The organism is Cellulomonas avistercoris, assembly GCF_014836445.1.
Lineage (GTDB): Bacteria > Actinomycetota > Actinomycetes > Actinomycetales > Cellulomonadaceae > Cellulomonas > Cellulomonas avistercoris.
This window is the reverse complement of record NZ_JACSQV010000004.1, coordinates 60,301-80,843: the sequence shown is the minus strand read 5'-3', so window position 1 is coordinate 80,843 and position 20,543 is coordinate 60,301. Positions and strand designations below refer to the sequence as shown.

Sequence of the window (20,543 nt, the reverse complement as noted above, 5' to 3'; positions counted from 1 at the left end):
GCCGCCGGCGCCTCTGCGTTGGGCCCTCCCCGGCGACGGTCGGTACTGTCGCCGGCATGGGTGACGACGGTGTGCTCCTGCAGGTCGCGGACGAGGCGGTCGCGGAGGTCGCGCGCGACGCCGACGAGCACGTGGGCCTCGTCGCCCGCGTGGTGCGGGGCGTCCCCGACGACCTCCCCGGCGAATCGGCCCCCGAGGTGCTGCTGGACGCCGCGTGGGGGCTGGCCGACCGGCGTCTCGGGATCGCGATGACGCCGCGGCACCGCTTCGCGACCGCGAGCGGCTGCAAGGGCTTCACGGCGCTCGCGGTGCTCGCGCTCGTCGCCGACGGCAGGCTGGACCTGACCACGACGGCCCGCTCGCTGCTGCGCGACGACCTGCCGCTCATCGCCGACGACGTCACGGTCGAGCAGCTGCTGAGCCACCGCTCGGGGATCGGCGAGTACTTCGACGACGACGCCGACGTCAGCGACTACCTGCTGCCCGTGCCCGTGCACACGCTGGTCGACCCCGAGGACTACCTGCCGATCCTCGACGGCCGCCCGCAGGTCTTCGCTCCCGGGACCGACTTCGCGTACTGCAACGGCGGGTTCGTCGTGCTGTCGATCCTCGCGCAGCGGGCGTCCGGCGTGCCGTTCCACGAGCTCGTGCGCACGCGCGTGCTGGAGCCGGCCGGCATGTCGTCGACCGGCTACCCGCGCTCCGACGCGCTGCCGGGCGACGCGGCGGTCGGGTACGTGCACGTCGACGGGCAGTGGCGCAGCAACGTGCACCACCTGCCGGTCGTCGGCGGCGGCGACGGCGGCGCGTACACGACGACGCTCGACATGGAGCGGTTCTGGGGCGCGCTGCTGGGCGGGCGGATCGTCCCGGACGACCTGGTCGCGCGCATGCGCCGGGCCCCCGGCGGCGACGGCGGCCCGGCCGACGGGGAGACGTACGGCCTGGGGCTGTGGCTGCGCGACAACGGCAGCGTCACGCTGGAGGGCGAGGACTCGGGCGTGTCGTTCTGGTCGACGCACGAGCCGGCGACCGGGCTGACGTGGACGGTCGCGGGCTCGACGTCCGCCGCCGCGTGGCCCGTGGTGCGGGCGCTGCGGGAGTCCCTGGCGGGGTGAGGTGACGCGGTGCCCGGACGACGCGGGACGCAGGCCCGGGTGCCACCGGCCTGGGTGGCGTGGGGTGCCGTCGTGGTCGCGTTCGCGTTCGCCGCGGTGAGCCTGGTCTGGGCGACGGGCAGCACGCTCGGCCTGGACACGCTCGGCGGGTCGATCGAGCGGCTGGGACGCGAGCGCGACCCGGGGCTGCTCAGGGCGAACGCGGTCGCGCTCGTGCTGAAGGTCCTGGGCGGGGTGCTGGCCCTCGCGCTGGTGCAGCCGTGGGGCGAGCGGCTGCCGCGCTGTGGGAGCCCTGGTTCCTCGTGTGGGGGCTGCTGCTGGCCGGGGCGACGCTGCGCAGCCAGCGCCTGCGCCCGGCCTGACGAGGGCTCACGACGCCGACTGCTCGGGCACCTGCCCGGCGGACGGGTCCCGGCGCCGCATCTCCCGCCGGCCGCGTGCCAGCTCGGTCTCCAGCGCGTCGAGCGGCTGCGCGAACGGGTCGAGGAACGCGGCGAGCCAGTCCTCGACGACGCTCAGCGTCCGCGGCTCGACCCGGTAGAGCCGCCGCGGCCCGTCGGCGCGCACCGCGACGACACCGGCCTCGCGCAGGACGCGCAGGTGCTGGGACGTCGCGGGCTGGGAGATGCCGAACTCGTCGTGCGCCGCGGCGACCAGCTCGCCTGCCGCGCGCTCGTCGTCGCCGAGGTGCTCCAGCAGCCGGCGCCGCACCGGCTCGGCGAGCGCCGCGAGGACGACGTCGACCCGCGCGGCGCCCGCTCGGACCGCGCTCATCCCTCGGGCACGGGCGTGCCGGTGTAGAAGCCGTACGTCCGCTGCCCCGCCGCCTGCGCCGACGTGGTCTCGCGTCCGTCGGCGGCGTCGGCCTGCGCCCACCCGGACGCGGCGCGCTCGACGAACGCCCGCCCCTCGGGCGTCGTCGGCCACTCCTCGCCCACCCCCTGCGCGATCGCCTCGCCCGTCGCGAGGTGCGCGGCGAGCCCCCACAGCGCGAGGTCCCACCCGACGCCGACCGCCCCGGGGCCGAACTGCTCCCAGAACTGCGGGTCGACGTGCATCTCGTGCCGCAGGGTCAGCTCGGTACCGCCATCGGCCGGGGCGAGCAGGATCTCGACCCAGCTGACCTGGTCCCCCATCTCCCAGGTGAGCGAGAACCGCTCGGGCTGCCGGCACTCCTCGACGACGCCGCCGGCGTTGCCCTGGACCTGGTAGCGGCCGCCCTCGCGCAGGTCACCGGTGACGGGCGCGAACCAGCGCGGCAGCCGCTGCGGGTCGGTGAGGGCCTCCCACACGTCGTCCGGGGCGGCGCGGTAGAGGCGTCGGGCGACCGCGATCTTCGTGGGGGCGCCCCCGCGGTCCCCGCGGTGCAGCTCGCGTGCGACCAGGCCTGCCTGCTCGAGTGCGTCGATGCCGGCCATCGCTCCTCCGTCCGCCTCGCGGGATGCGAGGTCATAAGTTGGTACTTATACGATAGCCCTGCCCAGGCGGCGGAGTCCAGCCCTCGTCACCCCCCGCCCCCGATCCCGGGCCCGCGCGGCACCACCGCTGGGGTTTTCCCTAACCCGCCCGCCCGCGCGGCCGCCCCGCGTCGCACCCTCGATGCGTGACGCCCTGACCAGGGCGCCGCGGGCGGGACCGCCTCCCGCCGACCCGGGCGGGGACGGTCCCGCCGGTGTATGAGGAGGGAACAACCCATGAACAAGAGGACCAAGGCCCTCGTCGCGGGTGGCGCCGGTGCCGTGATCCTGCTCGGCACGGCGGGCACCTTCGCGCTGTGGAGCGACGAGGCGACCGTGCCCGGCGCCGTCGTGACGGGCGGAAAGCTCGATCTGACAGGCGAGACGACCGTCACCTGGACGGCGAACGACATCTCCGACGGCTCGGCTGTCGAGATCGCCGACGAGGACGGCACCATCCAGCTCGTGGCAGGCGTCGAGCTCGTCGGCGAGACAGCGATCACCCCGGAGCTCGCCGGTGACTACCTGAAGGCCGAGCTCGCCACGACGAGCGGCGCAGCGGTCCCGGAGTGGCTCGACGTGGAGTGGAAGGTCGGTGACACGGTCCTGACCGAGTCCACCTCGGCCGAGGCCCCCGGCGCCCCCTCGGTCGTGCTCACCCCCGCGACCGCCGGCGACGCCGCGACCCTGACCGTGAGCATCCGCCTGGCGGACGACTACCAGAGCGGCGCCCAGGACCTCACGGACGAGCAGGCGTGGGACTCCGGCAACTTCACCGTGACCCTGACGCAGCTCCCGCCGTCCCAGAGCTGACCACGCGCGACCAGGGCTGCTGACCCTGGCCCCCGCCCTCGCCTCCGGACCGCTGCGACCCAGCGGTCCTGAGGCGGCTCCATCGACCTCGACCTCGCGGGAGGCGACATGTTCACGCGCAGGACGACGACCGCAGCGGCCGCCGCGCTGGCCGCGGTCCTGGGCGTCGGCGTGACGACTGCTCAGGTCGGCGCGACCACCGCCCTGTGGCAGGACGAGGTCCAGCTGCCCGGCGTGACCGTCGTCGCCGCGCCGACGCCCGACGAGCCACCGATCGTCATCGAGCCCGAGACGCCGCTCGACCCCATCGAGCTGCCGCCGGGGAACGCTCTGGCGTTCTACTACGACGTCACGCTCGACCTGAGCAAGTACGAGCTGCCGATCTTCCTCGGGCTGGAGCACGGGTGGTCGGCGGTGAGCGGCAGCGCCGCGCAGTTCCAGGGCAGCAACAACGAGTACTGGGTCGACGGGTCCCCGACGTCGATCCTGTACCGGGAACAGTCGTTCACGGCCACGGGCAGGGCACGGACGTGGCACCTGTTCTACCGCGAGGGCGACACGACCCGGCCGGCCGGCTACGCGGAGACGCCGGTGCCGGCGGGGGCGACCTCGATCACCATCCGCTTCAAGGTCCACGCCGTGCACTACGACTACGCCCCCACCGCGAGCTTCCTGCTGTCCGGCGGCAGCGGTGCCGCGTCCTTCTACCCCCCCGACGCCACCGGGGCACCCAGCGCGGAGCCGGCGTTCCAGGTGCCGTTCACGCTGCCCGACCTCTACTGGAACGGCCCAGCGGCAGGCGATGCGCTGAGGACCGCGGCGGAGCAGCCTGCCACCCAGCCGCCGTCCTCGAGCGCTGCTGCCGCGGGCGTGCCCGCGACGCCGTCCGACGTGCCGGAGCCCGCGCCCGACCCCGCGGCCCCCAGCCCGTCCCCCCACCCGACGAGCAGCGGCCCCACCACCGACGACGTCGCCCCCACGCGCGACGAGGACCTCGAGGCGAGCCCGTGACCACGGACCAGGTGCCGGCGGCCGTCCCCTCCGCCGGCACCGCCCCGGTCGATGCCCCGCGCCGTGCGCGGGGCGTCGGCTCGGTGCTCCTCACCGCGGCCATGGTCGCGCTCCTCCTCCTCGCGGCCGTCGTCGCGGTGGTGCCCCGCCTGATCGGCGCGGTGCCGCTGACGGTGCTCTCCGGCTCGATGGAGCCGACCATCTCCGCCGGCGACCTCGTGGTGGTGCGCCCCACCGATCCGGCCGACCTGCGCATCGGCGACGTCGTGACCGTGCAGCCCGTGTCGGACGACCCCACCCTGGTCACCCACCGCGTCGTCGGCGTCACGCACGGCAGCGACGGGGTCGCGGGCTTCGTCACCCAGGGCGACGCCAACGAGCACGCCGACGAGCCTGTCGTCCCCGAGCAGGTCATGGGCCGGGTCGTGTACACCGTGCCCCTCATCGGTCACGTCACGCACGGGACGTGGGGCCCGTACGTCGCCGCCGCGGTGGGCGTGGGGCTCGTCGTATACGGCGTCGTCACGTTCGCCCTCCCGCACCGCGACCGCGAGGAGGCACCCGATGCCGCCCGCCCGTAGGCGGGCGTGGCACGTCGCGCGGACGACCGTGGCGGGCGCCGCCCTCGTGGCAGCCGCCGTCCTGGCGGTCATGGGGCTCACGAGCGGCAGCAGCACGGCGACGCTGCCCGACCTCGACGGTCGACCCGTCGTCGTCGAGGAGACCCCGGACGCCGAGGGCGCCGACCTGCGCGCCACCGGCGGCCGCTTCGTCGCGCCGGCGCACGGCCTCGACGTGCCGCTCGTCGAGATGACGGTCACGGGCAGCACGCTCAACCCGCCCACGTTCACCGACGCGTTCGTGCTGCGCGACCCGGACCGCGTGACGCCGCAGGGCACCCGTCCGCTGGTCGTGGCCCTGCACGCCGTGCGCTCCGGGCGGGCACCCGGCAACGCGTTCTTCGAGCCGGGCTCCCCCGACCCGGCCGTGCTCGTGCAGCCCGGGGCCGAGCTCGTGGTCGACGGCGTGACGTACGTCGTCGAGCGCACCGAGGTGCTCGGCAAGGCGCAGGCCGCGCGGTCCCACGACATCTGGGGAGCCCTGCCCGACGGCGGCGACCGGCTCGTCGTCATCACGTGCCTGCAGCGCAGCGACGGGACCGGGCACGCCGCCGAGAACCTGGTGCTGCACGCCGTCCGGGCATAGGCGCACAGCGCCGCCCCGGCGCACGCCGCGCCCCCGTACGGCCCCGGTGCCACGATGAGGCGTGACCGACCACCCGCCGCAGGTCGATCGCGGTGCCACCGAGGCGGACGAGCAGGACCTGCTCGTCCGCCTCGTCGTGCTGGGCATCACGATGCTCGCGGTCAGCTCCGCCGTGGACGTCCTGCCCTGGACGATCGACGACATCACGTCGACCGGACGCGGCGAGGCGGTGCGTCCCGACGAGAGGACCTCGCTGCCTCTCCTGGGCCTGGCCTTCGGTGCCATGACGCTGGGCGGTGCCGTCGCCGGGGCCGTCCTGCAGCGGGTGCCGGTGCTGCGCCGGCCGGTGCGGCAGCGGGTCGTGCTGGCCGTGGCGCTGGGCGCGATGATCGGCCTGGCCCGCATCGGTGCCGTGGCGCTCGCGCTGCCCGACGGCGTGCCACAGGCGTTCGGGGTGACCGAGGCCGTCGTGGGGTCGAGCCAGGCTGCCGTCGTCATCGGCGCCGCGATGTACGTCGTCGGCACCCGACGTCGGATCCGCGCCGAGGAGCGGCTGCGGATCCGTGAGGCGCTGCGCGCCGAGCGCGCGCGCCGGCAGCTCGAGCAGGAGGAGCTGCGCGTCCGCCGGGAGGTCTCGCAGCGGCTGCACGGCGGCGTGCAGCAGCGCATGGTCCTGGTCAACCGCGAGATCGAGGAGATCCGCGACGAGCTCGCGCGCGCCGGCGAGGCGGACCTCGCCCGGTCCCTGACGGCGCTGTCCGCGACCCTGGACGACATCCGCGAGTCCGACGTGCGGGCCGTCGCGCACGACCTCTACCCGCTCGCGGCGGACGTCGACCTGCCCACCGCGCTCCTGCTCGCCGCCGACCGCCTGCCGCCGTCGGTCCGCCTGCACGTGGCGTACGAGCCCGGTGCCGAGCCGCTGTACGTCGGGCAGCGCCTGCCGGCGGCGGACCGCATGCTGCTGTACCTGGTCGTGGAGGAGGGCGTCGTCAACGCCGTGCGCCACGGCGATGCCGCGAACATCTGGGTCACGCTGGGCACGGACGGCGACGCCGGCCCGCACGGACCCGGCGCCGCCCGGGTCCGTGTCGACGACGACGGGTCCGGCCTGACCGAGGACCCGCCCCGCCTCTCGGGCCTGGCCGCGGTGCGAGCACGGGTGCTCGCGCGCGACGGCGACCTCACGCTCCGGCCCGGACCCCGCGGCGGTGCACGGCTGACGGCGAGCGTGCCGCTCGCGGTCCGGGTCGACGACGGGAGGGCGCCATGAGCGACGGCAGCCACCCGCTGCGCGTGGCCGTCGTGGAGGACGAGGCGATGCTGCGCGGCCTCCTCCAGGCGCTCCTGGCCGGGCAGCCGGGCATCGACGTCGTGGCGACCGCGGCCGGGCACGAGGAGGCGCTGCGGGAGGTGCGTCCGGGCGAGGTGGACGTCGCCGTCCTCGACATCGACCTCGGCGACGGCAACGGGATCGCCCTGGGCCGGTCGTTGCAGCAACGGGACCCGCGGCTGCGGATCCTCCTCATCTCCAACTACAACCTGCTCGCGCTGGTGCGCTCGGTGAGCGCGGACGCACCCACGCCGTGGAGCTACCTGTCGAAGCGCTCGTCCGCGCAGCCGGGCGAGCTGGTGCGGGCGGTCGTGGCCGTCGCGCGCGGGCGGGTCGTCATCGACCCCGCGCTGGTCGACCGGTCCGTCCCGGTGTCGGACACGCCGCTGGCACGGCTGTCCGCCGCGCAGTTCCGCGTGCTCCAGCTCGTGGCGCAGGGCCGCAGCAACGACGCCGTCGCCGAGGAGCTCAACATCTCGCCCAAGGCCGTGGAGGCGCACCTGAGCAACATCTACCGGCTCCTCGACCTGCCGCCGGGGGCGAACAACCGCGTCGCCGCGGTGCTGGCCTTCCTGCAGCAGTCCGTGCGCCCGGAGCCCTGACCCGGCGGTCGGGTTTTCCCTAGCGCCGGCCGGGCCGGGCACCCCGGACGCGCGACCGTGGGGGGACACGTCCGCGGGCGCGCCCGCAGGAGCCCAGGAGGCGCGAGGATGAACAGGCGACGGGTCCTTGTCGCGACGGCCGCGGCCGCGCTCGTGCTCACCCTCCCGGTGGGGTGCGCGCCGGACGACCTCCCCCCTGAGACCCTGCCGACGACGCTGCCGACAGTGGCCCCGACGGCGACGCCGACGACGCCCGCTGGGGGCGAGGACACCTCGGGGGGCGTGCCTGGGATCCCCCAGCCCGACCCGACGGCGGGTGTGACGACCGACCAGCAGCAGCAGACCAGCTCCTGGTCGCTGTTCGGCACCAGGACCATCGCCCCGGGCTTCGACGCGACCCGCGAGTGGGTCGTGCGCAACGACGGCCCCGTGCCCGCCGAGCTCGTCGTGTCGATCGTCGAGGCCCGGATGCACACCGAGCCCCGGGACGCCTTCTACGACGACCTCACCGTCAACGACATCCCCGCCTCCCGCCTCGCCGGGCAGGACACGGCGATCCACACGCAGGTGCTCGCGCCGGGCGAGTCCGTCGCGGTCCCCGTCACGCTGACGTTCGACGTGGACAGCACCAGCGGGAACGCGGCCGAGGTCGGCGAGGAGACGTTCAGCTTCTGGCTGCGCGCCGACCTGACCGACGCCTCGGGGCGGGACGACGTCGCGGCGCAGGCCGGCGCGGCGGCGCAGGGTGACGTCGCGGGGCCCCTGGCCCAGACCGGTGGCCTGGCCCGCACGGCCGGACCCTGGCTGGTGCTCGCCGCCGGGGCGGTGGCCCTCGCGTGGGCGGTGGCCGACCGGCGCCGGGGCGCGCCGACGGACTGACACGGCGACGGCCCTCGCCCACGTCGACCCCTCGACCCACCGAGCCGCACCCGGCACGCTGGGTGGGTGCTCCTGTCGCCGAAGGTCGCCGCGGGTGTCGCCGACGGCTCGGTGACGCTCGCGTTCCGCCGCTGGCAGCGCCCCGACGTGCGCCCCGGCAGCCGGTTCCGCACGCCCGCGGGCGTCGTCGAGGTCACGTCCGTCGACGTCGTCGACCCCGCGACGCTCACGGACGCCGACGCGCACGCCGCCGGGCTCCCGGACGCGGCGGCGCTGCTGAGGCTGCTCGACCCGCAGGCCGTCGCGCAGCGGCGCCGCACCGCGCGGTACGGCCGCACCCCCGTGGCCGGCGCCGCGGCCGGCACGACCGCAGCGGACACCACCGGCTGGCCGGTGTACCGCGTCGGGCTCACGTGGGCCGGGCCGGACCCGCGCGAGGCGCTGCGCGACGACGCCGACCTGACCGAACGCCGACGTCGCCGCGATCGACGCGCGCCTCGACCGGCTCGACCGCGCGTCGAGCCACGGCCCGTGGACGGCCGCGACGCTCGACGTCATCCGCCGGCGCCCGCACGTGCGCGCCCCCGACCTGGCCGCCGAGCTGGGCCGCGAGCGCGACCCGTTCAAGCTCGACGTCCGCAAGCTCAAGGCCCTGGGCCTGACGCAGAGCTTCGACGTCGGCTACGCCCTGAGCCCCCGGGGCGAGACCTACCTCACCCGCACCCACCGCCCCTGACCCCCCGCCCTCCCCGGCGGCACCCTGAAAGTGGTCATGTTCGAGTGCCCGGGAGCGCCGAGTGGGCGCACGACCGACCACTTCCGGGGGGAGGCGGTGGGGGTGGGTGGGGGTGGGGGTGGGTGGGGGTGGGGGAGGATGTGGGCGGTCGGGCTCGGCTGCAACACCGCACCTGCAGGGCCCCTGCAGGAGGGGGTCGGCGTCGTCGTGGGTCCCCGGCCGGACCGCCACGTCACGAGAGGACCCCCATGACCGCCCTGCGCTCGATCCTGCTGTTCGTCGCGGCCGCCGGGCTGGAGATCGGCGGCGCGTGGCTGGTCTGGCAGGGCATCCGCGAGCACCGCGGCTGGGTGTGGGTGGGGTTCGGCGTCGTCGCGCTGGGCCTGTACGGCGCGGTCGCGACGCTGCAGCCCGACGCGAGCTTCGGGCGGATCCTCGCCGCGTACGGCGGGGTGTTCGTCGCCGGGTCGCTGCTGTGGGGCATGGTCGTCGACGGGTTCCGGCCGGACCGGTGGGACGTGACCGGCGCGCTCGTGTGCCTCGTCGGCGTCGCGATCATCATGTACGCGCCGCGCGCCGCCTGAGCGCGCGCCCTCCCGAGGCGGGGTGACGCCACCCCGACGCACCGGCGGCGCCCTGCGCACGCCGCACCTGCACGACCGAGCCTCCACCCCGACGGCCCCGTGCCGCCGGGCCGTCGCCGCGACCACGGGTCCGCGGCGCCCCTCGCTGTTGCCTCGAGCCGTGGGTCCGACCGGATCCGCGAGCTGCCAGCGAAGGAGCACCTCATGCCACCCGACACACCGTCCCCGGGCGACGCACCGGCACCCACGGCCCCGGCCGACCTGACTCACCTGCCCGGGGCCACGCAGGCCGCAGCCGTGCTCGCCCTGCCGCAGTGGTCCTGGGGCATCGGCCCGTTGCGGGTCGACGTCGCGGCGGACCTGGGCGTCCCGCGCCTGTCGGTCACGGCGACGCTGGCCGGCTGGCCGGTGGGCTCGGCCGTCCTCGACCCGCAGCACACCGAGACGCGGCTGGGGGGCGGCGCCCTCGGGTTCTCCGCCCGGCTGGATCTCACGGCGAGCTTCACCGACGAGACGCTCACGGTCGCCGGTGAGCTCGTCACGTTCTCGGCCCAGCGGTTCAGCCACACGTTCGCGTGGGCCGACATCCAGCCCGGCTCCTGAGCCGGACCGACCAGCACGACCGCCGGGCCGCGCCCGCGGACCGGCCGCTCCACCACCACAGGAGGACCACCCATGAGCACCATGCGAGCCGTCCAGCGCATCACCGTCACCAACCTCGCCGCGTTCGTCATGTCCGTCGGGGTCGAGTACATCGACGACGACGGCCAGACCACGCGCACGGCCTGGACCGACAACTACCCCGTCGGCCAGTCCCGCACGATCGACCTGACCACGCTCAAGATCGACGAGGGCACGCTGGTCCGGCCGGTCGTCGACGCGGTCCTGGGCCGCACCGTCGCGGCCGAGAAGTTCGTGAAGTTCGCGTCGAACGACCAGACGGGGGCGTACGGCGTCCACGGCGTCACGCAGAGCTTCCACGTCGACCTCACCTGATCGACCACCGTGCCGGCGCGTCAGGCACGGGCGCGTCGGCACGGCTCCCGGAGAACAATCCCTCGAGAAGGAGCACACCATGAACAAGAACAAGGACAAGAAGAAGTACCTCGTCGCCCACTACTTCTTCGGCGCGGCGGGCAAGCAGTTCAAGTCCGCGCAGGTCGGCATGATCGGGAACAACTACTCCGCGAGGGAGGAGGCCGAGGCTCTCGACGACCTCGAGGCGAAGGTGACGTCCTGGGCCCAGAAGCACGCGCTCGCGGTCCCCCCGGACATCCGGACCGCCCGGCTCGAGGTCAAGCCGCACAGCTGAGCCGCTCCCACCAACCCTGAGCCGCAGCGCCCGGTCGACGCCCCCCGTCGGCCGGGCGCTGCTGCGCGTGCCGGCACGGCCGCGAGCCTCACCCGCTCCCCCACGCGCGCCCGGTGTGTCCGACGCCCCAGGGCGTGGCGCCATGCGGTACAACCGGAGCAGGGTTCGGGGGACCTGACAGGGGGCGGCGTGCAGGGGCACCATGCATAGGGACCAGGTGCGCGGGCAGGACGAGCGGCCGACGTGGCCCCGGACCGCCCTGCGCCCCCTCGGACGCGTGTGACAGGCGTCGCCGACGCGGAGCCGGCGCTCGCTCCGCCGACCCTCCAGCTGCTCGGCGCGTTCCGCGCCCGGACGGGCCGCGCGCTGCTGGTCTTCCCGTCGAGCGTGCAGCGCGGCCTCGCCTACCTCGCGCTGCACGGTGCCACGAGCCGCAAGCAGGTCGCGGCCGCGCTGTGGCCGGACCAGGAGGCGACGCGCGCGGCGTCGGACCTGCGCACGCTCCTGTGGCGTCTCCAGCACGTCTCGCCGGACTTCGTCGCGGTCGACGGCTCGGTCCTCGAGCTGCACGACCGGGTGCGGGTGGACGTCGACGTGGTGACCGCGTGGGCGCTCGAGTCGATCTCCCCCGGTGCCGTCTCGCTGGTCGAACGCGTCGTGACGCCGCGGGGCGCCGGACGCGACCTCCTCCCCGGCTGGGACGAGCCGTGGCTGGACCTGCACCGCACGCGCCTGCAGATGCTCCAGGCGCAGGCGTACGAGGCGGTCACCAGCCGTCTGCTCGCGGCCGGTCGGGTGGCCGAGGCGCTGCCGTTCGCGCTGCACGTCATCGAGCAGGACCCGCTCCGCGAGAGCGCGCAGCAGCTGATGATCGAGATCCACCTGCGCCAGGGCAACGTCGCCCAGGCCCTCGCCCAGTACGAGAGATACCGCGTGCTGCTCGAGCGTGAGCTCGGCATCGCGCCGGGCCTGCGGGTGACGACGCTCATCGGGCAGTACTCGGCCCGTCCCGCACCCCGTCGCACCGCGCCGCACTGACGCGCCCACGCTGCGGGGTCTCGACGTGCCCGGGACAGCCGGATCTCCGGCGGCCGTGACGGCGTCGCCACGCCGCCGTGACGCCGTGACGACGCCGGGACGATCGCGTGCGACGCGGCCGGGACCCGTGTGCGACGCGGGCACGACACCACCACGACGTACCGGTGACGCGCGCCGTGCGACCCGGCTGCGACACGCCGCGTTGTGCGCCACCCCCGCGGCCCAGGACACTGTCGGCACACGGTCGGCCCCCGCCGGCCCGGCACCGGAGGCGGCATGACGCGGACCAGGGCGAAGCGGGTCGGGATCCTCACGGCGGGCGGCGACAGCCCCGGCCTCAACGCGGCGATCCGCGGGTTCGGCAAGACCGCGATCGGGCACCACGGCATGGAGCTGTTCGGGTTCCGCGACGGCGTGACGGGCCTGGTCGAGAACCGCTACGTCGAGCTGGACGGCAAGGCGCTGTCCGGGATCCTCACGGTCGGCGGGACGATCCTGGGGACGAGCCGCGACAAGGTCCACCGCTACTCCGTGGACGGCGGCGAGCCGCAGGACATGGTGCCGACGGTCGTCGAGAACTACCGCGAGCTGGGCCTGGACGCGCTCATCATGCTGGGCGGCGGCGGGACGGCGAAGAACGCGATGCGGCTGGTCGACGCTGGGCTGAACGTCATCCACCTGCCCAAGACGATCGACAACGACATCGCCGCGACGGACACGTCGTTCGGGTTCGCGACGGCCACCGAGATCGCCACCGAGGCCGTGGACCGCGTGCACTCGACCGCGCACAGCCACCACCGGATCATCCTCACGGAGATCATGGGCCACCGGGCCGGCTGGCTCACGCTCGCGTCGGGGATCGCCGGCGGCGCCGACATCATCCTCATCCCCGAGATCCCGTACACGATCGAGGCCGTCGCGGAGACGATCCGTCGGCGCATGTCCCGCGGCTCGTCGTTCTCGGTCGTCGCGGTCGCCGAGGGCGCGCGGGACGTCGAGGACACCGCCGACTACGAGGCCGCGCAGCTCCTCGTGAAGTCCGCGAAGACCCCCGAGTCGCGACGTGCGGCCAAGAAGCACCTGGCCCACGTCGAGGACGCGCAGCGCGAGCACACGTTCAAGCTCGCGCGCGAGCTCGAGGCGGCGACCCGCCTCGAGACGCGCGTGACGATCCTGGGGTACGTGCAGCGCGGCGGCACGCCGTGCGCCGCGGACCGGCTGCTCGCGACGCGCCTGGGTGCGGCTGCCGCGAACCTCGTGGACCGCGGCGAGTTCGGCGTCATGGTGGCGGCCCGCGGTGACGAGGCTGTGCCCGTGCCGCTCTCCGAGGTCGCGGGCAAGGTCAAGCTCGTCCCGCCGGACCACGCGTGGATCGCGGCGGCGCGGCAGGTGGGCACCGGGCTGGGCGACTGACCGCGGTCCCCTGGCGCCCGTCGCCCCGGCGGCGCAAGGTGGTCGGGGGGTCGCGCGACGTGCGGGCCGCGGCGAGGGGGGCCGACATGTGCCGATGGCTGGCGTACTCCGGGGCACCGGTGACGCTCGACGACCTGCTCTACAAGCCGGCGAACTCGCTCGTGCTGCAGAGCCTGCACAGCAGGATGGGTGCCGAGCCGACCAACGGCGACGGGTTCGGCGTCGGCTGGTACGACGGCCACGCCCCGGAGCCCGGCATCTTCCGCAGCACCGAGCCGGCCTGGAGCGACCCGAACCTGCGGGAGCTCGCGCGTCACGTCCGCTCCGGCACGGTCTTCGCGCACGTGCGCGCCACCAGCGGCTCCGCGGTCCAGGTGACCAACTGCCACCCGTTCCGCCACGACGGCTGGCTGTTCATGCACAACGGGGCCGTCGACCGGTTCCCCGAGCTCAAGCGCGACCTGCAGCTCGAGGTCGACCCGTCGCTGTTCGCGGACATCGCCGGCACGACCGACTCCGAGACGGTCTTCCACCTGGCCCTGACCTTCGGACTCACCGACGACCCGCCCGCCGCGCTCGCCGCCGCGGTCGGCCTGGTCGAGAGGACGGGCCGGGAGCACGGCGTCGGCTTCCCGTTCCAGGGCACGGTCGCGGTGACCGACGGGCAGCGGATGTGGGCCGTCCGGTACTCCTCCGAGGGACGCAGCCGCACGCTGTTCCGCAACGCCGACGTCTCCGTGCTGCGCCAGCACTACCCGGACCACCCGGCGCTGCGCGGCCTGGCCGACGACACCCGGCTGATCGTCTCCGAGCCGCTCGGCGAGCTGCGCGGCGCGTGGCTCGAGGTGCCCGAGGCGTCGTGCCTCGTGGTCGACGGGGGCGCGGAGCAGATCCTGCCGTTCGTCCCGCGCACGTGACGGCGGGCGGGCGCCGCGGGGTCCTCTAGCCTCGGACGTCGGAGTCGATCACCGGGGAGGCGTCATGGGCTGGACCGAGCACGCGATCTGGTGGCACGTCTACCCGCTGGGTGCGGTCGGGGCGCCGATCCGCACGCCGGACGTCGACCCCGCGGCGCACCGGCTGGACCGCCTGGTCCCCTGGCTCGACCACGTCCAGCGCCTGGGCACCAACGGCGTCCTGCTGGGCCCGGTGTTCGCGTCGTCGGCCCACGGCTACGACACCACGGACCACCTGCGCATCGACCCCCGCCTGGGCACGGACGAGGACTTCGACGCGCTCGTCGCCGCGGCCCACGAGCGCGGCCTGCGGGTGCTGCTCGACGGCGTGTTCAACCACGTCGGCGCCGAGCACCCGCTGGTCGCGCAGGTGCTCGCGGAGGGTCGCGACGGCCCGCGCGCGGGCTTCCTGCGCGTCGACTGGGACCACCCCGACGGCCCGCGCACGGCCGACTTCGAGGGGCACCGCGCGCTCGTCGCGCTGAACCACGACGACCCGGCGGTGGCGGCGTACGTCGTCGACGTCATGACCCACTGGCTCGCGCGCGGTGCCGACGGCTGGCGCCTCGACGCCGCGTACACCGTGCCGCCGGAGTTCTGGGCGCGCGTGCTGCCGCAGGTGCGCGAGCACCACCCGGACACGTGGATCGTCGGGGAGGTCATCCACGGCGACTACGCGGGCGTGGTCGCGGCCTCCGGCATGGACTCGGTGACGCAGTACGAGCTGTGGAAGGCGATCTGGAGCAGCCTGCTCGACCGCAACTTCTGGGAGCTGGACCACGCGCTGGCGCGGCACGCCGCGCTGCTCGACACGTTCGTCCCGCAGACGTTCGTCGGCAACCACGACGTCACGCGCATCGCGACGCGCGTCGGCCCGCAGGCGGCGGTGCTCGCGCACGTCGTGCTCATGACGGTGGGCGGCGTGCCGTCGGTGTACTACGGCGACGAGCTGGGCTGGACGGGCCTCAAGGAGGACCGCGAGGGCGGTGACGACGCGGTGCGGCCCGCCCTGCCCGCGTCGCCCGACGACCTCGGCGACGACGAGCGGCGCGTGCTCCACCTGCACCAGGGCCTCGTCGCGCTGCGGCGGCAGCACGCGTGGCTGCACACCGCCCGGACCTCCGCCGACGAGCTGACGAACACCCGCTACCGGTACACCTCGACGTCCGCGGACGGTGCGCACCGGCTGCACGTCGAGCTCGACGTGACGGACGCGCCGCGCGCGGTCGTGCGGGACGGCGACGGGCGGGTGCTGTTCACGGTGTGACGCGCCGCAGCCGCACCCCCCGGTACAGGACGGACGGCAGCACGATCCCCCGTACGAGCACCCGCTCGCACGTCCACCCCGGGACACCCGCGACGGCGGCGCGCACACCGTCGAAGGGCGCCACGCCCACGTCGTAGAGGTAGGCCGTGCCCGTGGGGCGCAGCACGCGCAGCACCTCGCCGACCGCGACGCCCAGCGGCGACCAGTGGTGGAAGCTCATGGTCGAGGTCACGGCGTCGAAGGACGCGTCCGGGTAAGGCAGCGCGGCGGCGTCCCCGGCGACGACGTGCGTGCGGTCCGCCAGCCCGGCGCGCGCAAGCAGGGCTCGGGCGTGCTCGACCATCTGCGGCGTGAGGTCCACGCCGTCGACGCGCAGGTCGGGGCGTCGGCGCGCGAGCGTCCGCACGAGCACGCCCGGCCCGCAGCCGACGTCGAGGACGCGCCCGCCCCGCGGTGCTGCGGCCGACGCGTGCGCCGCCGCGCGTCGCTGCAGGACGGTGAAGAAGGTGCCGGTGCTGCGCTGGTACGCGCCCGGCGCCGTGTAGTCGACCATGAGTGCCCCTCCGCCACCCGGCGAGGGTACCGACGCAGGGCTACGTCGCGTCGGTCTCGCCGTGCGGCTCCCACCGCAGCAGGTCGCCCGGCTGGCACTCGAGCACCTCGCACAGCGCGGCCAGGGTCGTGAAGCGCACGGCCTTGGCGCGCCCGTTCTTGAGCACCGCGAGGTTGGCGGGCGTGATGCCCACGCGCTCGGCGAGCGTCCCGACGGACATCTTGCGGCGCGCGAGCATGACGTCCACGTCCACGACGATCGGCATCAGATCACCTCGTCGAGCTCGTCGCGCAGGCGCCGGGCCTCGCGGTCGCGGTCGACGGCCTGCGCGAGCAGCATCCGCAGCAGCAGGACGATCAGCGCGATGCCGCCGAGCACGAGGGCCGCACCGCAGATCAGCAGCACGATGCCGGGCGCGACCTGCTCCCCCGGTGCGAGCACGACCGCGAGCCCGAACACCAGGACGGCGGCCGCGGCGATCGCGCCGATGATGACGTCGACCCAGCGGAACGCGCCGGGGGTGAAGACCTCCTCGCGCCGCACCATCGTCAGCAGGCGCCATACGCAGACCGCGCACACCTGCAGCGTCACGAGGCCCAGGACGAAGATGACGACGAACGGGACCCGGACGCCCGGCGGGGCGTCCGCCTCGACGAGGTCGATCCACAGCAGCGGCGCCATGACGCACTGGACGAACAGGGACCCGGCGAGCGCGAGCGCGATGACGACGCGCAGCGCGAGGACGGTGAGGTTGCGCATGACAGGCTCCTCGATCGGGTGACGAGAGGAATCTATCGATCAACGATCGATTCCTCAAGCCATTCGATCGAGAAGCCGTGTCCCGCCGGTCAGACCCGCACGACGACCTTGCCGCGCACGTGCCCCTCGGCCACGAGGTCGTGCGCCGCGGCCGCGTCCGCGAGGTCGAAGACCTGCGCCACGTCGACCTTCACCGCTCCGCCGTCGATCAGCGCCGTCAGCGCGTCGAGGTCCGCCGTGCTCGGCCGCACCCACACGTAGTGCCCGCCGAGCTCGTCGCGCGCGGCGGTGTCGACGATCGACGCGACCGTGCCGCCGTCGGCCAGGACCGCGCGCGTCGTCGGCACCAGGTCGTCGGAGCCGTAGTCGAGGACGACGTCGACGCCCTGCGGCGCGAGCGCGCGCACGCGCTCGGCCAGGCCGTCGCCGTACTCGACCGGCTCGGCACCCAGGCCGCGCAGGTGCTCGTGGTTGCGCGCCGACGCCGTCCCGATGACGCGCGCCCCCCGGGCCCGCAGGATCTGCACCGCGAACTGCCCGACGCCCCCGGCCGCGGCGTGCACGAGCACCGTCTGCCCGTCGCGCACCCCGACGCGCTCGATGGTCTGGTACGCCGTCAGACCCGCGAGCGGCACCGCGGCGGCCTCCTCGAAGCTCAGCGACGCGGGCTTGCGCGCCAGCGTCCGGACGGGCGCCGAGACCAGCTCGGCGAACGTCCCGCCGTGCAGCCAGTCCTTGCGGACGTAGCCGTAGACCTCGTCGCCGGCCGCCAGCTCCGGGGTGTCCAGGCCCGGCCGCTCGACGACGCCCGCGACGTCCCACCCCGGGATCGCGGGGAACTCGGTGTCGATGATCTGGTCGAGGTACCCGGCGCGGATCTTCCAGTCCACCGGGTTCACGGACGCGGCCCGCACCCGCACCAGGACGCTGTCGGAGCTGACCTTGGGCTCCGGCTGGTCGGTGAGCTGCAGGACGTCGCTGCCGCCGAAGCGGTCGTAGGTGATGGCTCGCATACCGGTCGCAACGGCGTCAGGAGCCCCGTCTGTTCCCGTCCCCCTCGCGGCCGTCCCCGACGTCGGGGGCGCCTGCCGCGACCGTCGAGGTCAGCAGCGTGCGCACCGCACGCCGGACCGTCGGCACGTCCGCGCCGCTCTCGATCATCGCGCCGGCGCGCTGCACGACGGCGTTGACGAGCTGCGCGACGACCTCCGGGTCCTCGACCTGCGCGTCCCGCAGCGTGCCGACGAGCGGCTCGACCAGCTCGGCGTGCATCTGGGCGATCCGCGGGTCGGCGAGCGCCCGCGGGTCGAACGACACGAGCGCGCTGATGACGGCGTGCTCGCCGTCCGCGACGAGCGAGAGGTTGGCGTCCGCGTAGGCGCCGATGCGGGCCGCGGGGTCGTCGTGCGCGCTCGTGGCCTGCGCGATCGTCTCGCGCCAGCGCGGCAGGGCGTCCACGACGACCGCGCGGAACAGCTCCTCCCGTGACGCGAAGTAGTGGTAGATGCTCGGACGTGCGAGCCCCGCCTTCGCGGCGACGTCCGCGAAGGTGGGCTCGACGTCGGGTGCGGCCGCGAGCAGCTCGCGGGTCGCGTCGAGGATCGCTCGGCGCTGGGCCTCGCGGTGCTCGGGCACCGTGCGCGCCGTGATGCGTGGCACGCGTCCTCCTGTTCGTCAGACGGCCGCGAGGCGTCCGTCCACCATCTCGAGCACGCGGTCGCAGTGCTCGAGCACGTCGTGGTCGTGCGTGACCATCACCGTAGCGACCCCGAAGTCGTGCGTCTGACGCGCGAGCAGCTCGACGATCTCGTGGCTGCGGCGCCGGTCGAGCGCCGCGGTGGGCTCGTCGACCAGCAGGACCGACGGGGAGGCGACCAGCGCGCGGGCGATCCCGACGCGCTGACGCTCACCGCCGGACAGCTTGCCGGGCCGGCGCTTCGCGTGGTCGGCCATGCCGACCGCGGCGAGCAGCTCCTCGGGCGGCTTCACCGCGCGGCGCCCGGTGATCTTCTCGACCAGCCGCAGCTGGTCGATCGCCGTCAGCGCAGGCACGAGGTTGCCGGACTGGAAGACGAACCCGACGTTGTCGCGGCGGAAGCGCGCCAGGGCGGCACCCGACAGGCCGGTCAGGTCGGTCCCGCTGACGTCGACGGACCCGGAGGTCGGTCGCGTCAGACCGCCGGCGACCGCCAGCAGGCTGGACTTGCCGGCGCCCGACGGGCCGACGATCGCGACGATCTCCCCCGGGGTGACCGTCAGGTCGACGTGGTCGAGGGCGACGACCTGGCTGTCCCCGTCGCCGAAGGTGAGGGTGACGTCGCTCAGTGCGAGGCCGGTACGGGTGGTGGTGGTGGCGGTCATCGGTTCTCTCCCAGCGCGGTCACGGGGTCGACACGGGCGATGCGGACGGTCGCGACGGCGGCGCCGAACAGGCCGAGGCCCAGCAGCAGCAGCGCACCGGTCGTGATGGGTCCGCTCTCGAGCTCGAACGGCATGCCCGTCCCGACGAGCAGCGAGCCGAGGCCGAGGCCGACGGCCAGACCGACGCCGACGGACACGACCAGCAGGATCGCGGCCTGCGCGAGCCCGTCGCCGAGCAGGAAGCGGGTCGAGGCGCCCATGGCCCGCATGACGGCGAGCTCGCGGGTGCGCTGCACCGTCCAGAGCGTGAAGAACGCACCGACGACGAGCGCGGAGATGGCGTAGAGGAAGCCCTGGATGAGCTGCATCGTCGTGATCTCGGCGGTGTAGCCGGGCGAGGAGTCGTACGCCTCGGTGATCGTGCGGGCGGTCGTCCCCGCCGCGGCGTCACCGGCGGCGAGGTCCGGCAGGCTGCCGTCGACCCCGCGCAGCGCGACGACGCTCGCGGCGTCGTACGCCTCCGGGGTGGCCTGCTGACCGGGCACGGTCGAGGAGTGGATCTCCTGCCAGGTGCGCAGGTGCAGGAAGCCGATGTCGACGTGGCCGAAGGTGCGCTGGTCGGTGGTGAAGCCGACCACCTCGAGCTCGGTGCCGACGCGGTCGATCGTCAGCACGTCACCGAGCTCGACGCCCTCGTCCTGGGCGGAGACGGACAGCACGACCTCGCCCTCGGCGGCGAGGGCACGGCCCTCGCCCGTGGCGGGCTCGACGAACCCACCGGGCTCGACGCCGAACAGGGTGAGGTCGACCGGCGTCCCGTCGTCGTTCTTGGCGTTGACGATGGCGGTGCCGAGCAGCTCGGCGTCGGCGACGTCGTCCTGGGCGGCCCAGGCGTCACGCTGCTCGGACGTCACGACGCTGCGGGTGAAGGCGGAGTCGGTCTTGGTGCCGGCCTCGAACGCCACGGCGTCCAGCGGGCTGCGCTGCAGCCCGGAGACACCGTCGACCACGAGACCGGACGACAGACCGGAGAGCAGGACCATGAGGACGCTGATGAGGGCGACGACCGCACCCATCAGGCCGAATCGGGTGCGCGCGAAGGCGAGCTCGCGCAGTGCGAGGAACACGGGTGAGACCTCTCGGTG

Annotated in this window: 26 protein-coding genes; 17 read left to right on the top strand and 9 right to left on the bottom strand. The window is 74.7% G+C overall.

Features of this window, described 5'->3' with window-relative positions; genetic code table 11:
• Positions 1-56 precede the first annotated feature (56 nt).
• Complete coding sequence (locus tag H9657_RS06195) at positions 57-1,118, top strand: serine hydrolase domain-containing protein (RefSeq protein ID WP_191781495.1); 1,062 nt, start codon at positions 57-59, stop codon at positions 1,116-1,118.
• 369 nt (positions 1,119-1,487) lie between these two features.
• On the opposite strand, the gene H9657_RS06185 is transcribed toward H9657_RS06195, so the two are convergent.
• Together H9657_RS06185 and H9657_RS06180 are read right to left on the bottom strand one after the other, a co-directional pair.
• Positions 1,488-1,892: an ArsR/SmtB family transcription factor gene (locus H9657_RS06185; RefSeq protein ID WP_191781493.1), complete on the bottom strand. Its 405-nt coding sequence runs from the start codon at positions 1,890-1,892 to the stop codon at positions 1,488-1,490.
• Entirely contained in the window at positions 1,889-2,536 is a 648-nt protein-coding gene (locus H9657_RS06180) for an SRPBCC family protein (protein WP_191781491.1), read from the bottom strand. Before H9657_RS06180 ends, H9657_RS06185 begins: the two co-directional genes overlap by 4 nt.
• A gap of 276 nt (positions 2,537-2,812) precedes the next feature.
• On the opposite strand from H9657_RS06180, the gene H9657_RS06175 reads away from it, so the two are divergent.
• From H9657_RS06175 to H9657_RS06100, 16 genes are all read left to right on the top strand, one after another.
• Positions 2,813-3,388 (top strand): alternate-type signal peptide domain-containing protein, encoded by a 576-nt coding sequence (locus tag H9657_RS06175; RefSeq protein ID WP_191781489.1) that lies wholly within the window; start codon positions 2,813-2,815, stop codon positions 3,386-3,388.
• 108 nt (positions 3,389-3,496) lie between these two features.
• Entirely contained in the window at positions 3,497-4,399 is a 903-nt protein-coding gene (locus tag H9657_RS06170; RefSeq protein ID WP_191781487.1) for a hypothetical protein, read from the top strand.
• On the top strand, positions 4,396-4,980 hold the full coding sequence (locus tag H9657_RS06165; protein WP_191781485.1) for a signal peptidase I: 585 nt from the start codon (positions 4,396-4,398) through the stop codon (positions 4,978-4,980). The genes H9657_RS06170 and H9657_RS06165 overlap by 4 nt, the downstream gene beginning before the upstream one ends.
• On the top strand, positions 4,964-5,605 hold the full coding sequence (locus H9657_RS06160; protein ID WP_191781483.1) for a sortase family protein: 642 nt from the start codon (positions 4,964-4,966) through the stop codon (positions 5,603-5,605). The genes H9657_RS06165 and H9657_RS06160 overlap by 17 nt, the downstream gene beginning before the upstream one ends.
• 61 nt (positions 5,606-5,666) lie before the next feature.
• Positions 5,667-6,878 carry a sensor histidine kinase gene (locus H9657_RS06155; protein ID WP_191781481.1) on the top strand — a complete coding sequence of 404 codons (1,212 nt, stop codon included), beginning with the start codon at positions 5,667-5,669 and terminating at the stop codon, positions 6,876-6,878.
• Entirely contained in the window at positions 6,875-7,540 is a 666-nt protein-coding gene (locus H9657_RS06150) for a response regulator transcription factor (protein ID WP_191781479.1), read from the top strand. The genes H9657_RS06155 and H9657_RS06150 overlap by 4 nt, the downstream gene beginning before the upstream one ends.
• 282 nt (positions 7,541-7,822) lie before the next feature.
• Positions 7,823-8,419 (top strand): hypothetical protein, encoded by a 597-nt coding sequence (locus H9657_RS06145; protein ID WP_191781477.1) that lies wholly within the window; start codon positions 7,823-7,825, stop codon positions 8,417-8,419.
• A 574-nt stretch (positions 8,420-8,993) separates the two neighbouring features.
• A complete protein-coding gene (locus tag H9657_RS18965; RefSeq protein ID WP_225214770.1) occupies positions 8,994-9,155 on the top strand; it encodes a hypothetical protein in 162 nt (53 codons plus the stop codon).
• Between the two features lie 248 nt (positions 9,156-9,403).
• Entirely contained in the window at positions 9,404-9,739 is a 336-nt protein-coding gene (locus tag H9657_RS06135; RefSeq protein ID WP_191781475.1) for a YnfA family protein, read from the top strand.
• 204 nt (positions 9,740-9,943) lie between these two features.
• Positions 9,944-10,342, top strand: a complete 399-nt coding sequence (locus tag H9657_RS06130) for a hypothetical protein (protein ID WP_191781473.1) — start codon at positions 9,944-9,946, stop codon at positions 10,340-10,342.
• 72 nt (positions 10,343-10,414) lie between these two features.
• Entirely contained in the window at positions 10,415-10,735 is a 321-nt protein-coding gene (locus tag H9657_RS06125) for a hypothetical protein (protein WP_191781471.1), read from the top strand.
• 79 nt (positions 10,736-10,814) lie between these two features.
• Positions 10,815-11,051 carry a hypothetical protein gene (locus H9657_RS06120; RefSeq protein ID WP_191781469.1) on the top strand — a complete coding sequence of 79 codons (237 nt, stop codon included), beginning with the start codon at positions 10,815-10,817 and terminating at the stop codon, positions 11,049-11,051.
• A gap of 279 nt (positions 11,052-11,330) precedes the next feature.
• On the top strand, positions 11,331-12,089 hold the full coding sequence (locus tag H9657_RS19585) for an AfsR/SARP family transcriptional regulator (RefSeq protein ID WP_191781467.1): 759 nt from the start codon (positions 11,331-11,333) through the stop codon (positions 12,087-12,089).
• 276 nt (positions 12,090-12,365) lie between these two features.
• Positions 12,366-13,502, top strand: coding sequence for a 6-phosphofructokinase (locus H9657_RS06110; RefSeq protein WP_191781465.1), 1,137 nt, complete (start codon positions 12,366-12,368; stop codon positions 13,500-13,502).
• Positions 13,503-13,588: 86 nt separating this feature from the next.
• Positions 13,589-14,419 (top strand): class II glutamine amidotransferase, encoded by an 831-nt coding sequence (locus H9657_RS06105; RefSeq protein WP_191781463.1) that lies wholly within the window; start codon positions 13,589-13,591, stop codon positions 14,417-14,419.
• Between the two features lie 64 nt (positions 14,420-14,483).
• Positions 14,484-15,725 carry an alpha-amylase family protein gene (locus tag H9657_RS06100; RefSeq protein WP_191781461.1) on the top strand — a complete coding sequence of 414 codons (1,242 nt, stop codon included), beginning with the start codon at positions 14,484-14,486 and terminating at the stop codon, positions 15,723-15,725.
• On the opposite strand, the gene H9657_RS06095 is transcribed toward H9657_RS06100, so the two are convergent.
• The 7 genes from H9657_RS06095 to H9657_RS06065 form a co-directional block, all read right to left on the bottom strand.
• Positions 15,715-16,278 carry a class I SAM-dependent methyltransferase gene (locus tag H9657_RS06095; RefSeq protein WP_191781459.1) on the bottom strand — a complete coding sequence of 188 codons (564 nt, stop codon included), beginning with the start codon at positions 16,276-16,278 and terminating at the stop codon, positions 15,715-15,717. The genes H9657_RS06100 and H9657_RS06095 overlap by 11 nt on opposite strands.
• A 40-nt stretch (positions 16,279-16,318) precedes the next feature.
• On the bottom strand, positions 16,319-16,543 hold the full coding sequence (locus H9657_RS06090; protein WP_191781457.1) for a helix-turn-helix domain-containing protein: 225 nt from the start codon (positions 16,541-16,543) through the stop codon (positions 16,319-16,321).
• The gene (locus tag H9657_RS06085) at positions 16,543-17,037 is read right to left on the bottom strand and encodes a DUF2975 domain-containing protein (protein WP_191781455.1); all 495 of its coding nucleotides are present in this window, start codon (positions 17,035-17,037) and stop codon (positions 16,543-16,545) included. Before H9657_RS06085 ends, H9657_RS06090 begins: the two co-directional genes overlap by 1 nt.
• 89 nt (positions 17,038-17,126) lie before the next feature.
• Complete coding sequence (locus H9657_RS06080; protein WP_191781452.1) at positions 17,127-18,050, bottom strand: NADP-dependent oxidoreductase; 924 nt, start codon at positions 18,048-18,050, stop codon at positions 17,127-17,129.
• 16 nt (positions 18,051-18,066) lie between these two features.
• Positions 18,067-18,696, bottom strand: coding sequence for a TetR/AcrR family transcriptional regulator (locus tag H9657_RS06075; RefSeq protein WP_191781450.1), 630 nt, complete (start codon positions 18,694-18,696; stop codon positions 18,067-18,069).
• Positions 18,697-18,711: 15 nt separating this feature from the next.
• A complete protein-coding gene (locus tag H9657_RS06070) occupies positions 18,712-19,398 on the bottom strand; it encodes an ABC transporter ATP-binding protein (RefSeq protein WP_191781448.1) in 687 nt (228 codons plus the stop codon).
• Positions 19,395-20,525, bottom strand: coding sequence for an FtsX-like permease family protein (locus H9657_RS06065; protein ID WP_191781446.1), 1,131 nt, complete (start codon positions 20,523-20,525; stop codon positions 19,395-19,397). Before H9657_RS06065 ends, H9657_RS06070 begins: the two co-directional genes overlap by 4 nt.
• Between the last annotated feature and the right edge of the window lie 18 nt (positions 20,526-20,543).